Origin of the sequence: uncultured Stenotrophomonas sp. (assembly GCF_963519925.1) — a bacterium.
Taxonomy (GTDB): Bacteria; Pseudomonadota; Gammaproteobacteria; order Xanthomonadales; family Xanthomonadaceae; genus Stenotrophomonas; species Stenotrophomonas maltophilia_AE.
Genome location: NZ_CAUQPH010000026.1, coordinates 1 through 14815 on the forward strand (window position 1 = coordinate 1; position 14815 = coordinate 14815).

Below are 14815 nucleotides of genomic sequence, written 5' to 3' on the forward strand. Positions count from 1 at the left end.
GGCCGCCTTCGGCCCCCGCCCTCCCGCGGCGACCACCCGCAGCGGCGCCGCGGTGGACCGGCTGCTCATCGCCTTCTGGGCGAAGCGCATGAAGCGGGCGGCGCCCTTCATCGCCACCTTGGCAACGGCCGGCGCGGTGCCGGCAATACCCAGGCCCAGGCCGACAAACCCCAGGATGGCGGCGGTTTTCTGGTCGCCCGCGGCACCCGCCGCCATGGCACCGACTTCGGCGCCCACCGACAGCGCCCCCAGTGCGGTCCCGGCGATGGCCGCGGCACCCGATTTGGTCAGCGCGGCGATGCCGCCGGCCGCCATCGCGCCCACCGCCGCGCTGGCCGCGCCAAAGCTGGCCACCGTAACGGCAATACCCAGGGCAAGTCCGACCCCGGCGACGATCCATTTCCAGAAATGCCCGCTGGGATCGGACAGATTGATCGGATCACCAACGCAGTAGGCCAGGGTGTTGAGGCCACCGGCCTCGAATGGACTCGCGGTATCCGGCGCAAGGAAGATGCCCAGCGTGGTGCTGTAGGGACGATGGTGGCCGGGGCCCAGCAGGTAGCAGCCCGATCCGGCATCGTGCCACTCGCCGTTGAACGCGGGCGTGGCGAGCGCAGCTGTTTCGTCGCGGTGGCCATGCGGCGCGTAGGCCACCGGGCGCACGTCGGTATCGGCCTCCAGCAGGACCGAGCCGCCGGGCGCGCTGGCCAGCAGGGTCGAGCGTTCGCCGGGCCCCGCCACCTGCTCGGCCACGGCGCCGTCGGCAGCCATCAGCCAGGTCACCTCGACGTCGCCGCCGGCGTCGTTCGCGGCGCGCAGCTCGTTGACCACCCGCCCGGCACGCCAGTAGCGCCAGTGCGTCCGATCCGGAGTGGACAGCCGTACCCACAGACCGAGGGCGTCATATCCATAGGTTTGCCGTGCCATGCGCCTGCTCCGTCGGGGTAAATCGGGAAGGGACCAGTCAGAACTGGAACTCGTTCCGGCTGTAGGGCGGCGGCGGGCCGTCCGGGTACGCGGGTGGAAGGCCCGGCGCGTTGCCAGGCGACTGCGGCATGGCATGCACGAAGTTCGGGTCCGTGTAAGCCGGCGGGACCTCATTCCAACCAGTGGCATGCCGGCTGTACGGCCGGATGTTGACCGGTATCTCGTGTTGCTGCGGGGCTGCGCGCGCTGCCGGTGCAGCTGGTGCGCGGGTTGCGCCGACGCGCGGCGGATTGGGGTTCCAGCGCGCCAGCACCGTGTCGGGCCCGAGCTGAACCGACGTCAGGCCTTCGTCAACGGTGAAATCAAACAGGTCTGCGCGCCTGCCCGCCTGCCCCAGCCAGGCCCGCGCATTGGCCCGCGCATTGCTGCGTCCATACGCCGACAGCTCGCTCAGCAGCGGGTAGCCGCGGGCGCGCCCGAGTGCGCGCGCCGTCTCGTTGGCGAACCGGCTGGGCGTGCTGTTGTGTATCACCTTCACGGTGTATTCCACCCTGGACGCACCGTACTGGGTGGCGATGTCCATTCCGCCGGCCTTCTTGGCCAAGCTCGCCCCCGCCTTGGAGACGCTGCTGCCGGACCCGCCAATGGCGCGGGCACCGCTGACATTGCGGCTCAATCGAGCGACCTTCTGGCCCAGCTTCATTGCCGACTTGACCAGGGCCGGGCCTGCCGCCACCAGCCCCGCCGCACCGATCCCGAGCCCCACGAAGCCCAGCACCGAGGACGCGGTTTCGTCCTTCACCACGGCTGCCGCGACCTCCACGCCAAAGCCGACCACGCCCAGGGTCGCGCCGATCACCGCCGACGCGGTGACACCGATCACCGCAAGCGTGCCCAGGCTGGCCACCGCCGCCACGGCGGCCAAGGCCATGCCGATCCATTTCCAGAAATGTCCGCTCGGGTCGCTGCGGTTGATCGGATCGCCGGCGCAGTACGACAACGTGTTCAACCCGCCTGCTCCGAACGGGCTGGCCGTATCGGCCGCCAGGAAGATGCCCAGGGTCGGGCTGTACGGGCGGTGGTGGCCGCGTCCGAGGAGATAACATCCCGAACCGATATCGAACCATTCGCCGTTGAACCCCGGCGTGGCCAGGGCCGAGGTGTGGTCACGATGGCCGTGCGGCGCGTAGCGGATCGCACGCACCTCGGTATCGGCTTCGAGCAGTACCGAGCCGCCGGGAGCGCTGGACAGCAGCGTCGTGCGCGCCCCGGGACCCGTCACCTGCTCGGCCAGCGTGCTCGCCGCACCGGCCACCCAGGTCACCTGCAGCGGTTCGTCGGCGGTATCGGTTTCCCGCTCCTCGTTGACCACCTGCCCGCCCCGCCAGAAGCGCCAGTGCGTGCCGCCGTCATGCGACAGGCGCACCCAGTCGCCTGCCGCGTCATAGCCATAGCGCTGGAGCAGGCGCGGTGTGGGCTGAAGGGCGTGCGTAGTCATTGGCTCACCGCCCGACCGTCGGCGCGGCGACTTCGATCAGCTGGTTCTGGCTGTTCCACTTCAGCGTGCGCCCGCGTTCGTCACGCACCATCCGGCCGGCGCCGTCCCACTTGAGGTCGTGCAGGTCGCTCGGGTAATCGCGGTGGCTGTGCACGATCCGGGTGAGCTGGGCGGGATCGGTTTCCTCGTAGTCGTAGCGGGTGACATTCGAGCCGCCAGGGAAGCGCGTGGTGATGCTGCGGATGCGGTCGAAGGCATCGAAGTGGAACTGCTGCCGACCGATCGGTTTGCCCCACGGATCCAGCGGCGGCTGGCTGCCCGAACAGAGGTAGTTCACCAGGCGCCCACGCTCGTCATAGGTGAACTCTTCCTGGCGCAGCACATCGTCCCCTTGCACCAGCTTGCGCCGCTCCAGCCGTCCGCTGTGGTCGTAGCGCATTCCCAGCACCTGGATGACCGACTTGCCGCCCGCCACCGCGGTGAAGGTGCGACTGGTTTCACGACCGAAGTCGTCGAACACGATATCGGTCAGCATCGACTGCAGGCCCTCGCGCGTATCGATCTTGTGCACGCGCCCGAAACTGTCGTAGGTCAATTCAGCGCTGAGGTTGCCATGCGCCAGCTTCCACGGACGGTCGAGCGCATCATGGGTGATCACCTGCTCCACCCCGAACACGTTGGTATAGGACTGCGAAGCACCCAGCAGCGAGTGCCGATGGGTGGCCGAGCGCTCCTGCCCGGTTTCGTTCTTCCAGCGTTCGATCTTGAGCAGGCCCGACGCGTAGTACTCCAGCGTGCGCTCCAGCCCATCGCGGACGGTGTGGGTCAGCTGCGCGTTCTTCGGGTTGTACTCGAAGTGCGACTCGTTCTCCGCCTTCATCAGCGTGAGCTGCATGCCCAGCTTGGGCTCGTAGGCGTAAGTAACCACTTCGTCGAGCGGCGTGGTCATCGATGTCGGCTGCAGCACGCCTGGCTCGTACTCGAAGGTCACCGTGCGCCCGCCGACCGTGTAGGTGCGCCGCCGCGACAGGCCGTCGAAGGTCTGCGTGCCGAGCAGCAGCCGCCCCCCAAGGCTGGCATGGGTGATGCCGATCTCCACCGGCAGCTCGTCGCCACTGTGTTCGGCGTAACAGGTATCGACCACCGCGGCATCGGTGAGCGTGCTGCTGACCACCCGGTCGAACGCGTCGAACGTGTAGAAGGTCTTGTAGCCGCGTCGGTCGGTGGACTCCACGCAGCGACCGATGCCATCGTAGACGAACGACTCGGTCCCCTTCACCTTGCCCGCCGCGTCCAGGTACTCGATCTTGTCGGGCTTGCCGAACACCGTGCCATAGGCCTTGGTCCGCGCCGACGGGTTGCCAGCGGCGTCTTCGACCCACGTGGTTTCGGTCAACGCCACCGGGTCGGCCTCGATGATGTCCTTGGTGCCATCCGGGTGCAGCGTCGCGCACTGCTGGCCCCAGGCGTCATACACGTACTGCGTGGTGAGCGTGGCGCGCTTGACGCCGTCCACCCAGTCGGTATGGGTCTGGGCGACCAGTTCACCGAACGCGTTGTAGGTCTTGGTCCAGACCTCGCGGAAGGTATCCGGGGCCACGTCCACGTCTTCGACCTCGCCACGGACCTCCCGCCCCAGGCCGTCCAGATGCGCGACCGCCCGGCCACCGGTTACTTCGGTGGTGGTGATCGAGACTTGATCGCCCTTCTTAGTGGCCAGTACGTAGTCAAAACGTCGCGTGGCTTCGAACGGGGGCGCGCCGGGTGCCGCGGTCTGCGACGTCACGCGCCCCAGGACGTCGAACGTGTACTCGATGGCGCTGCCGGACTCTTCTTCATACAAGGTCAGCCCGCTGAGCAGCGACTGGGTTTCAGTGGCCGTTCGCGTGAAGTCGTCGTGCCCGGTATACACGGTGTCGATCCGCAGCGTCGACGCGGCCTCATCCACGGTGTAGGTGTAGTCGACCTTCGATTCGTGACCGTTCAACGTGCTGGTCTCGCGCAGCACGCGACCGTGCGCGTCGCTGTCGACGTCGTCGATGTACTCGGTCTGGGTGGTGCCGAGGTCCACGTCCCCGCCGGCCTCCTTCGCCACCTTCTTCTCGTTCACCAGCACCAGGTAGCCGGGGTCGCCGTCCACCTTGGAGGGCATGTCTTCGTAACGGTACTGGGTGACCACCGTGGCCGCGCCCTCCGCGCGCCCTGCCATCGGGATCGCGGTCAGTTGCTTCAGCGAGCGGACCATCTTCAGCGGATCGGGTGGGCAGCCGTCCTCGCCGTCGACCTTGTAGTACGTACGCTCTTCGGTCAGACCGGTTTCGTCGACCTGCTTGATCAGGTTGCCGTAGTCGTCGTAATCCGTGGTGACCGTTTCCACCCGCTCAGGGCTTCCTTCGACCGCCCGGTACCAGCGGGTAATGGTCTCGTGCGGCAGCTGGAAGTAAGGGACCTGGTCCTTAAAGGGCTTGGTGGGATCGTCGTGGTAGTGGGTGACCTTCTCCAGCACGCACTTGTCCTGGGTGGTGACTTCACTCACCAGCAGGTGCAGGCGATTGAACTCCGACTTGACGGTGCGCTCCACCTCCACGTCGTCGACCTTCATCCGCATGGTCGCGGTGCAGTCGTAGCGGTAGTCCTTGCCATTGGCGGCGGTCATGAGGTACAGGTTGTCCTCATTCGGCCGCCATTGCAGGCCTGAAAGGTGGCCCAGGTAGTTGCGGGGGCTGTACTCATAGGTGGTCACGATGGGGGGCTGAGGTAATCCAGGGGTGCGGGTATGCACGCGCACGTAGGGCACGTGCGTGGTGGGCGCGCCCGGCAGGCATTGGTGCCCTGCCTCGGTGTAGGTCACCGCCTCCTCACCGCCCGTAGGCAATAGAATGTGGGTCACATGTTGGAACTCGCCAATCTCCTTGTAGGTGAAGGTCCATCCCACATCGCCCAGCGCAGGGGGCAGGCGCAACCGGCTCAATTTCTTGCTGACCTGGGACAACGAAAACTCCAAAGGCTGGTCGCTCTCCGGATGCAGGGTCACATTGACGAAGCTGGACGAGCGCTCGATCGACAACAGGAGCCCGTTCTCGTCTGATACCGACACCAGTCGCGGCGCCTGCGCCAGGGTGAAGGTCAGGGATACACGACGCCCATCCGGCGATCGGATCTCCACTGGCACTGCGGTCCTGGAGACCCCATTCAAGGTCGACAGCCGCTCGATGACGCCGTTCTTGTGCGTGACCAGGTATTCATGGTTGGTCCCCTCGACACGGCCCATGTTGAAGGTCACCAGCTTCCGGTCCTTGAACGTAAACTCGCTCAGCGTCTGATCCACGACGAAGCGTTCGCCCGTGGAAAGCACCAGCATCTTGGTCGACGGTTGGTAGGTGGTGATACCGGTCAATGCCCAGCCGATTCCGTAGCCAAGATCATCGCGCTGGTGCGAATTGAAGCCCAACCCGAGCTGTACTGTTGGCCCCTGCAGGCGGTTGGCCTCGAGCGCTGGCAGGCTCATGGCGCAGGTGAAGTCGCCAGTGCGCACGTCCACCCCGGTCTGCAGGTGGCTGAGGAAATTCTGCGCATTGGAGTAGGTGGACGCGCCCTCGTTGATGGGGCCGTCCGGCTCGGGCTCGGGCTGTTCGTGGGAGGTTTCTTCGTTGACAGACATGGGGTGCTCCATCACGGATGCTGCACGGGAAATGGCGACGCCACTGCCAGGCGCGCCCCTGCAGGGGCGCGCCGGACGGCCCATCGCCGTTACGTGTAAAGCGTCAGGTCGAAGCGGCTGTCGGCTGCGGGCGCTTCGGCGCCCGCAGCAGGTTCTTCCGCGTTCGCGGCGGACTTGCCGAAGCGGATGTAGAACGTGTGGCCGTTGCCGTTCGCATCCACCGCATTCACCGTGCACGGTCCGCCATGCAGGTTCGCACTGTCGGCATGGAATTTGATGTCCACGTCCCCGGCCAGGATGATAGTGCCCTTGTTCGCCATCGGACTTCGTACCGTTTCTTCTTTCACGTGGGTGCCGAGGACGATGTTCGGGTTGTAATGGGCCTTGCTGTCGCCCGGCTCCCCATAGCCCACATAGGACGCGAAGGTCTCATCCGGGTCCTTGTCTTCCCACTTGACCATGCCGCCGGGCTTGCTCTCATCATCATCATCGCCCTTGATCTGCATCTCCTTGAACGCGACGGGCACGTTGTTGTTGGTGATCAACCCGACGTAATAGTTGTCGATGAACACCGGCGACCCCTCTGCGCCGCTGACACGCTGCTTTTCGAAGGTGTAGTTGTTGGTGGTGTAGGCAGGAAGCCGTTGCGGCTCCACGATCACCGCGAAGTCCAGTGCTGAGTAATCGCCATCGTTGTTGGCATTGGTGATGATCACCAATCCGTCGGACTTACGGGTGATGGCAAGCGCCAGCTTGCGACTGAGCCCGGCATCATCGGTGGTGGTGACATACATGTTGCGTATGTACCGGCCCACTTTGGTGGGCGTCGGCGAGTGGGACGCGGTGGATGCTTCGCGCCCAGGCTCGGAATAGAACTCGTAGTTTCCATTCCGATCTTCCGAGTACTTCCATCCCGCTGACAACTCGGCCTCGCTGGTGTAGTTCACAAGGCGGATGCTGTTCTTCTCGCTATCTTGCAGATCATACGGCTCGCCATCCAGCATCGTTGTGATCAGCACTTCCAGATAAATCTGCTGACGGCCGTTGGCATACAGCTTGGTGGGCGAGAGCACGGTCGCGGTGAACTCGCCCACGCCATTGAAACTCGGCTTATTTTCCCGACCCGCTACTGCAGTGTCCTTTTCCATGACGATGTCCCCATCGACTTACCGCAAGAATCCCCCGATTCCTGTTGCAGTTTCAGTCCGTCCCAAGTGGATGCATCCGTGCGCAGGCAGAACCACTGCGCACGTATCTGGAAGACGGAAGTTGCTGTTTACGCCCGCCATCGTAAATTCCATGTGATGCAGCTCCCACGCAGGCGGATGCTCTGCGCACGTACCGAGGGTTCCACTTCATGTCGTTCTAACGCGGTCGGCGTTATTCAGTGCGTGCCGGTGGTGCGCCAGCACCAGCCCGGCCAGGCAACGGGGGTTGCTGCCGCGCGACCAACACGCGCGCCTGCCAGGGCATGGTCATGCCGACACTTACCGCAGACGCTTCGAACCCGTTCGCCTTGCCGCTTGCGAGCTATCGCTACGATGCCGAGGGCCTGCTGTCCGGCATCCGCAACCCGACATGCACACGTTACCGCTATTGGCGGGATGACCGCGCCGTGGCCGAGAGCGCCACGCGCGACAGCGGCGCGCTGGAACAGGTGAGCTGGCTGTGGCTGGCCGATGCACCGCTGGCCGAGATCGCGCCGGCGTCGTTGGCATCTCCGTTGCTGCTGGCCACCGACGCCTCGCTGTCACCGATGCTGGAGCACGCAGACGCCGTGACCAACATCGTCTACGCGCCCCACGGGCACCGTGCCGGCGCCCTGCCCCGCCGCATGATTCCGCTGGCCAAACTTGGATTCAACGGCGAAGTGATCGACACCGACAGCGACCTGTACCTGCTCGGGCCCCGACTTCACCGCCCCTACTCCCCCCGGCTCGGCCTGTTCGTTGCGCCCGATACGATGAGCCCGTTCCTGGACGGCGGCTTGAATGGCCTCGCCTATTGCGAGGGCGACCCGATCAATCGCGCCGACCCGACCGGCAACTTCTGGAAATGGATCATGGTCGGCATCGCCGTGGTGGCGGCGGTCGCGAGTTTCGGCAGCATGGCGGTGATCGGGGTCACCGCCTCGGCGGTAATCGGCGCGGCGATCTCGACCGCGGCCGCTGCGGTGGAGGTGGCCGCAGCGGTGGTCAAGGACGAGCTGGCGCAGGAGGTGCTGGGCTATGTGGGCATCGGGCTGACCGCCGCGGGTGTGGTCAGCGCCATCCCCGCCGTGGCCAAGGCGGGCACCCGGTTGGCCAGCAAGGGCAGGCAGTTCCTGCAGCGGCTGGGCAGCACACGACCGCAGACCTTGGCAGACAAGGGCAGCCGCACGGCGTTGAAGGCGTGGCCGATGAGCACGTCGTCAACGGCGTCGCAGTCCAGTGGTTTTGTCGACGGCCCCTGGCCACTCGGTAAAGCGTCGATGGCGATGGAGGAGTACATCGACGTCGTCCAGGCCCATGGCGCACGGTTCCTCACTGGAGCGAAGGGGAATGTCTCCGGCGGAAAGCTGGCCTCCCAGATGCGTAAGGCGGTGGGTCGGGACCATGTCTTCCAGCGCGTCGAACTGCAGTCGTGCCGGTCGGCGTTTGGCGGAAAATACGCGTCGCAGGCGCAGCGCGTGGCCGACAAGCTCGGCGTTCCACCACCGGCTTCCAGGGCCGCGCCGGATTCGCCGAAACGATGAACCGCAATCACAACTACGGCACCCGACGGATCATGGAACCGCAGACCGGCTGGGCGAAACGGCGCACCGCCCTTCTCAACGGCACGCTCAGCCGCCTGGTGGGGCTGAAGTACAAACTCACCTCGCTTGCATGAGCGACCTATGGATGGCGGCGACATGGCCCTCAGGCGCGCCAACGCAAAACGGCGACCCGAAGGTCGCCGTTCTGGTGCTGGATGTCTGACGTCCAGCAATACAACTTGGTAGCGGGGGCAGGATTTGAACCTGCGACCTTCGGGTTATGAGCCCGACGAGCTGCCAGACTGCTCCACCCCGCAGCAGAAGCGGAATTGTACGGGAGATTGCGGGTTGCTGCAAGCCCTGGTTCGAGTTTGCTGGTTGTTTGGGGGATTGGCTTCGGATGGGTTCGCCTGGTTGCCACGCAGGGCGTGGCACTACGACCGCCTGCGCGGTTGCCACGCGGGGCGTGGGAACACGCGGGCGGTAGGCCCTGCGGAACGAAAAAAAGCGACCCCGTTGCCGGGATCGCCTTTTCGTTCCTGCCGTCGGCTTTCACCGGCGGCTATTTGGTAGCGGGGGCAGGATTTGAACCTGCGACCTTCGGGTTATGAGCCCGACGAGCTGCCAGACTGCTCCACCCCGCAGCAGAAGTGGTTGAGCGTCGATTGATCACTAACAGTGATCATTACAGCAACGATGTTCTGGCGAAATCGCTGCATCAACAACTCAGGAAACGAATATTACACTAATTGCGCAGCTTTGTATCGCTTTCTATGCAAGATGCGCAAAAGCCTGCTGGCACCACACCATGATCGGGTTCCAGGCAAAGCCCAGCGCCAGCAGCGCCAAGGCATTTACGCCGAGCACCACGCCCAGCACGCGGTCGTTGTTGGCCGGCAGCGGCTCACCCACCGGCTCATCGAAGTACATGACCTTGATGACGCGCAGGTAGTAGAAGCAGCCGATCACCGCGCAGATGACGCCCAAGATGGCCAGCCACAGCATGCCGCCGTTGATGGCCGCGCCCAGCACCGCCAGCTTGGTCCAGAAGCCCAGGAACGGCGGGATGCCGGCCATCGACGCCATGATGCACAGGACCAGGCCTGCCATCCACGGGTTGCGGGCGTTGAGACCCTTCAGGTCGTCGATCCGCTCGGCTTCGAAGCCACTGCGCGACAGTGCGATGATCGCGCCGAAGCCGGCGGTGGACATGATCGCGTAGCTCAGTGCGTAGAACAGCGCCGCCGCGTAGCCACGGTCGCCGCCACCGGCAATGCCCAGCAGCAGGAAGCCGATGTGCGAGACGGTCGAATAGGCCAGCATGCGCTTGAGGTTGCTCTGCGCGATCGCCATCAGGTTGCCGACCACCAGAGACAGCGCGGCCAGGCCACCGATCAGGTACTTCCACTCGTCCGACAGCGGGCCGATGCCCATTTCCAGCAGGCGGTAAGCCATGCCGAACGCGGCCAGCTTCGGTGCCGAGCTGATGAACAGCGCGACCGGTGCCGGTGCGCCCTGGTACACGTCGGGCAGCCACATGTGGAACGGGGCCGCGCCGAGCTTGAACGCCACGCCGGCGATCATGAATACCGCGCCGGTCAGCAGCAGCATCTTTTCGTCGGAGTTCGGGATGGCCGCATTGATCGCGTCCAGGTGCAGCGAACCGGTGGCGCCGTAGACCAGCGACATGCCGTACAGCAGCAGGCCCGACGCCAGCGAACCCAACACGATGTATTTCATCGCCGCTTCGGTCGCCAGGCCGTTGTCACGGTTGCTGGCCACCAGCGCGTACGAGCACAGCGCCAGCAGTTCCAGGCCCAGATACACCATCAGCAGGCTGCCGGCCGAGACCAGGATCATCATGCCGGCGGTGGCGAACATCACCAGCACCGGAATTTCGCCCTGGAACAGGTCGCGTTCGCGCAGGTAGCTCCAGCCGTAGACCAGGGTCAGACCGCTGCACAGCACGACCACGACCTTCATGACGTCGGCGGCGGTATCGCGGACGAACATGCCGTGGAAGACCTCGCCCTGCCCGCCCACGCCGGTGGCGAGCATGAACAGGACGACCGCAAGCGCGGCGAGCGAGAACAGGTGGGTCCAGATCTTGTTCTGCTTGCTGATGAACAGGTCGAGGATCATCAGGGCGAACGCACTGCCGATCAGCACCAGCTCCGGAGCGAGCGGCGGCAGGTCAGCGGCGGTCAATGGCAACAGCGGCGAGGTGGTCATCATCAAATCCTGGAATTACAGCAGCTTGCTGGATGCGATCTGCATCGCCAGCTTTGCGATCGAGGGCTCCATCAGGTCGGTCAGCGGCTTGGGGTACAGACCCAGTGCCAGCGTACCGACGGCGAACACGCCCAGCACCAGCCACTCACGGCCGTTGATGTCCTTCAGTTCGGCCACGTGGGCGTTGGCGACTTCACCGAAGAACACCCGCTTGTACAGCCACAGCGTGTAGGCGGCGGTGATCACCAGGGTGGTCGCGGCGGCCAGGGCCAGCCACGGATTCCGCTGGAAGCTGGCCATGATGATCATGAACTCGCCGACGAAACCGCTGGTGCCCGGCAGGCCCGCATTGGCCATGAAGAACAGCATGGCGAAGGTGGCGAACCACGGCATCACGTTGACCACGCCGCCGTAATCGGCGATGCGGCGGCTGTGCATGCGGTCGTACAGCACGCCCACGCAGGAGAACATCGCACCGGAGACGAAGCCGTGCGAGACCATCTGCACCATCGCACCCTGCAGGCCGAGTCGGGCCGCGTCGGCATTGCCGGCGTCACGCACCAGCCACAGGGCGATGAAGGTACCCAGGGTGACGAAGCCCATGTGCGCGATCGACGAATACGCGATCAGCTTCTTCATGTCGTCCTGGACCAGGGCGACCAGGCCGACGTAGATCACGGCGATCAGCGACAGCGCGATGACCAGCCACGCCCACTCCTGCGAGGCATCCGGCACGATCGGCAGGTTGAAGCGCAGGAAGCCGTAGCCACCGATCTTCAGCGCGATGGCGGCCAGGATCACCGAACCGGCGGTCGGCGCTTCCACGTGGGCGTCCGGCAGCCAGGTGTGCACCGGGAACATCGGCACCTTGACCGCGAATGCGATCAGGAAGGCGAAGAAGATCCAGGTCTGCTCCTGGGCCGACAGCTGCAGCTGGTACAGGTCGGCCAGCTGGAAGCTGCCGCCCTTCAGGTACAGGTAGATCAGCGCCACCAGCATCAGCACCGAGCCGAGGAAGGTGTACAGGAAGAACTTCAGCGCGGCGTAGATGCGGCGCGGGCCGCCCCAGACACCGATGATGAGGAACATCGGGATCAGCATCGCTTCGAAGAACACGTAGAACAGCATCGCGTCGGTCGCGGCGAAGATGCCCACGGTGACGCCTTCCAGGATCAGGAAGGCGGCCACGTACTGGTTGACCCGCTTGTCGATGGCGCTCCAGGCGCCGATCAGCGCCAGCACCGAGACCAGCGTGGTGAGCAGGATCAGCGCGATGGCGATGCCGTCCACGCCCAGGTTGTAGCCGATGTCGTAGGCCGGGATCCAGGCGCGGGTCTCGACGAACTGCAGCGCGTCGTTGGACACGTCGTAGCCGCTGAGCAGCGACAGGCTGGCCACGAAGGTGAGCACCGCCACGCCCAGCGACGCCCAGCGGGCGGTCTGCGCATCACGGATGGCAAGGATCAAGGCACCGCCGAGGATCGGCAGCCAGATGAGAACACTGAGTAGAGGCCAGTTCGACACGTCTTCTTATTCCGTACAGGTCATCAACGCAGGTAATGCATCAGGACGCCCAGCAGGGCAATCAGGCCGATGATCATCGCGAAGGCGTAGTGATAGAGGAAACCGGATTGGGTGCGACGCAGCAGGTTGGCCGCCAGGTCGATCAGGCGCGCCGAACCGTTGACCACCACACCATCGACGATGTTCGTGTCGATCGCGCGCGAAACCTTGCCCAGCTTGATGCCGCCACCGGCGAAACCACCGATCCACAGCTTGTCGAAGCCGTACTTGTTCTCCAGCACCGAGACCAGCGGCGCAAAGGTCTTGCGCGCGCGGGTCGCCAGTTCCGGCTTCCACAGATAGAACAGGACCGCCAGCAGGAAGCCTGCCAGGGTCAGCCACACGGCCGGGCCCTTCATGGCATGGCCAACGAAGCCGATCGGACCGTGGAACTCTTCAGCCAGGGCGCCAATGGTGTTGCGCGCCGGGTCGTAGAAATCGACCACGCCGGTGAAGAAGGAATGCACCTGGCCCGGGATGCCGTGCTCGGCATGGTGACCGGCCCAGTCGGTGCCGTACAGCATCGGACCGATGCTGAAGAAACCGATGAAGATGGACGGAATCGCCAGCAGGATCAGCGGCAGGGTCACCACCCACGGGGTTTCGTGCGGCTCATGCGGACCGTGGCCATGGCCGTGGTCGTCATGGTGCGCGTCACCATGATGGGCGTCGGCGTGATGCGCATCAGCATGCGCATCAGCGGCATGGTGATCGTCATGGGCATGGCCATGCGCGTGGTCATCATGCGCGTCGCGGAAGCGCTCCTTGCCATGGAAGGTCAGGAACAGCAGGCGGAAGCTGTAGAAGCTGGTGACGATCACGCCACCCAGCACGGCCCAGTAGCCATAGGTCGCCACCCAGCTCGACGAGAACTCGGCGTGATGCTTGGCCGCCTCGATGATGGTGTCCTTGGAATAGAAGCCGGAGAAGAACGGCGTACCGACCAGAGCCAGGGTACCGATCCACATGGTGATGAAGGTGATCGGCATGTACTTGCGCAGGCCGCCCATCTTGCGCATGTCCTGCTCGTGGTGCATGGCGATGATCACCGAGCCCGCGCCGAGGAACAGCAGCGCCTTGAAGAAGGCGTGGGTCATCAGGTGGAACACGGCCGCCGAATAGGCCGACACGCCCAGCGCCACGGTCATGTAACCCAGCTGGGACAGCGTGGAGTACGCGACGACGCGCTTGATGTCGTTCTGCACGATGCCGATCAGGCCGGTGAAGAACGCGGTCGTGGCACCGATGAACAGCACGAAGTTCAGCGCGGTCTGCGACAGCTCGAACAGCGGCGACATGCGGGTGACCATGAAGATGCCCGCGGTGACCATGGTCGCGGCGTGGATCAGGGCCGAGATCGGGGTCGGGCCTTCCATCGAGTCCGGCAGCCAGACGTGCAGCGGCACCTGGGCCGACTTGCCCATCGCGCCGATGAACAGGCAGATGCAGATGATGGTGGCGATCGACCAGATCACCGGCTCGCTCATCAGCTGGAAGCTCTGGCCGAACAGGCTGATCGAACCCGACCACACCTGCAGCTGCGCCTCCGGGTGGGCCAGGATGGTGGCGTTGGCGAACACCGTGGCGTAGTCCAGGGTGCCGAACACCCACAGCACGCCGGCGATGCCGAGGATGAAGCCGAAGTCGCCGACGCGGTTGACCAGGAACGCCTTCATGTTGGCGAAGATCGCGGTCGGGCGCTTGAACCAGAAGCCGATCAGCAGGTACGACACCAGGCCCACCGCTTCCCAGCCGAAGAACAGCTGCAGGAAGTTGTTGCTCATCACCAGGGTGAGCATCGAGAAGGTGAACAGCGAGATGTAGCTGAAGAAGCGCTGGTAGCCCGGGTCATCCTGCATGTAGCCGATGGTGTACACGTGGACCAGGAAAGACACGAAGGTCACCACCACCATCATCATGGCGGTGAGCTTGTCGATCATGAAGCCGACGTGCGCCGAGTAGCGACCCACTTCGAAGAAGGTGTAGACGTTTTCGTTGAACGGCTGCGCGCCGCCCCACAGCAGCTGGTAGAACACATAGCTGGACAGCACGCAGCTGACCGCGACACCGAGGATGGTGACGGTCTGGGCGCCAAGGCGCCCGACCTGGCGACCGAACAGGCCGGCGATGATGCTGCCGAGCAGTGGCGCAAGCACCACGGCGATCAACAGACTCTTGGAGAGAGTAATTTCCATCTACG

The 14815-nt window shown here is 64.7% G+C and carries 9 protein-coding genes and 2 tRNA genes; 2 read left to right on the forward strand and 9 right to left on the reverse strand.

Annotation, left to right across the window (positions count from 1 at the left end; all coding sequences use genetic code 11):
* From RWO33_RS07215 to RWO33_RS07230, 4 genes are all read right to left on the reverse strand, one after another.
* The coding region (locus RWO33_RS07215; RefSeq protein ID WP_314103684.1) for an RHS repeat-associated core domain-containing protein at positions 1-927 on the reverse strand (927 nt) is incomplete at its 3' end.
* 37 nt (positions 928-964) lie between these two features.
* Positions 965-2425, reverse strand: a complete 1461-nt coding sequence (locus RWO33_RS07220) for an RHS repeat-associated core domain-containing protein (RefSeq protein ID WP_314103686.1) — start codon at positions 2423-2425, stop codon at positions 965-967.
* A 4-nt stretch (positions 2426-2429) separates the two neighbouring features.
* A complete protein-coding gene (locus tag RWO33_RS07225; RefSeq protein ID WP_314103687.1) occupies positions 2430-6086 on the reverse strand; it encodes a hypothetical protein in 3657 nt (1218 codons plus the stop codon).
* Positions 6087-6175: 89 nt separating this feature from the next.
* Positions 6176-7234, reverse strand: coding sequence for a hypothetical protein (locus tag RWO33_RS07230; RefSeq protein WP_314103690.1), 1059 nt, complete (start codon positions 7232-7234; stop codon positions 6176-6178).
* Between the two features lie 467 nt (positions 7235-7701).
* Here RWO33_RS07230 and RWO33_RS07235 point away from each other — a divergent pair, with 467 nt between their 5' ends.
* Positions 7702-8820: an RHS repeat-associated core domain-containing protein gene (locus RWO33_RS07235; protein ID WP_314103692.1), complete on the forward strand. Its 1119-nt coding sequence runs from the start codon at positions 7702-7704 to the stop codon at positions 8818-8820.
* Complete coding sequence (locus tag RWO33_RS07240) at positions 8817-8954, forward strand: hypothetical protein (protein ID WP_314103694.1); 138 nt, start codon at positions 8817-8819, stop codon at positions 8952-8954. Before RWO33_RS07235 ends, RWO33_RS07240 begins: the two co-directional genes overlap by 4 nt.
* Before the next feature lie 106 nt (positions 8955-9060).
* Here the strand turns inward: RWO33_RS07240 and RWO33_RS07245 are convergent.
* From RWO33_RS07245 to nuoL, 5 genes are all read right to left on the reverse strand, one after another.
* Positions 9061-9137 (reverse strand) — tRNA-Met (locus tag RWO33_RS07245).
* A 250-nt stretch (positions 9138-9387) separates the two neighbouring features.
* A tRNA-Met gene (locus RWO33_RS07250) sits at positions 9388-9464 on the reverse strand.
* Positions 9465-9591: 127 nt separating this feature from the next.
* Complete coding sequence (gene nuoN / locus RWO33_RS07255) at positions 9592-11052, reverse strand: NADH-quinone oxidoreductase subunit NuoN (protein WP_314103695.1); 1461 nt, start codon at positions 11050-11052, stop codon at positions 9592-9594.
* Between the two features lie 15 nt (positions 11053-11067).
* Positions 11068-12576 carry an NADH-quinone oxidoreductase subunit M gene (locus RWO33_RS07260; protein ID WP_145479921.1) on the reverse strand — a complete coding sequence of 503 codons (1509 nt, stop codon included), beginning with the start codon at positions 12574-12576 and terminating at the stop codon, positions 11068-11070.
* A gap of 23 nt (positions 12577-12599) precedes the next feature.
* Positions 12600-14810 carry an NADH-quinone oxidoreductase subunit L gene (gene nuoL / locus RWO33_RS07265; RefSeq protein WP_314103697.1) on the reverse strand — a complete coding sequence of 737 codons (2211 nt, stop codon included), beginning with the start codon at positions 14808-14810 and terminating at the stop codon, positions 12600-12602.
* Between the last annotated feature and the right edge of the window lie 5 nt (positions 14811-14815).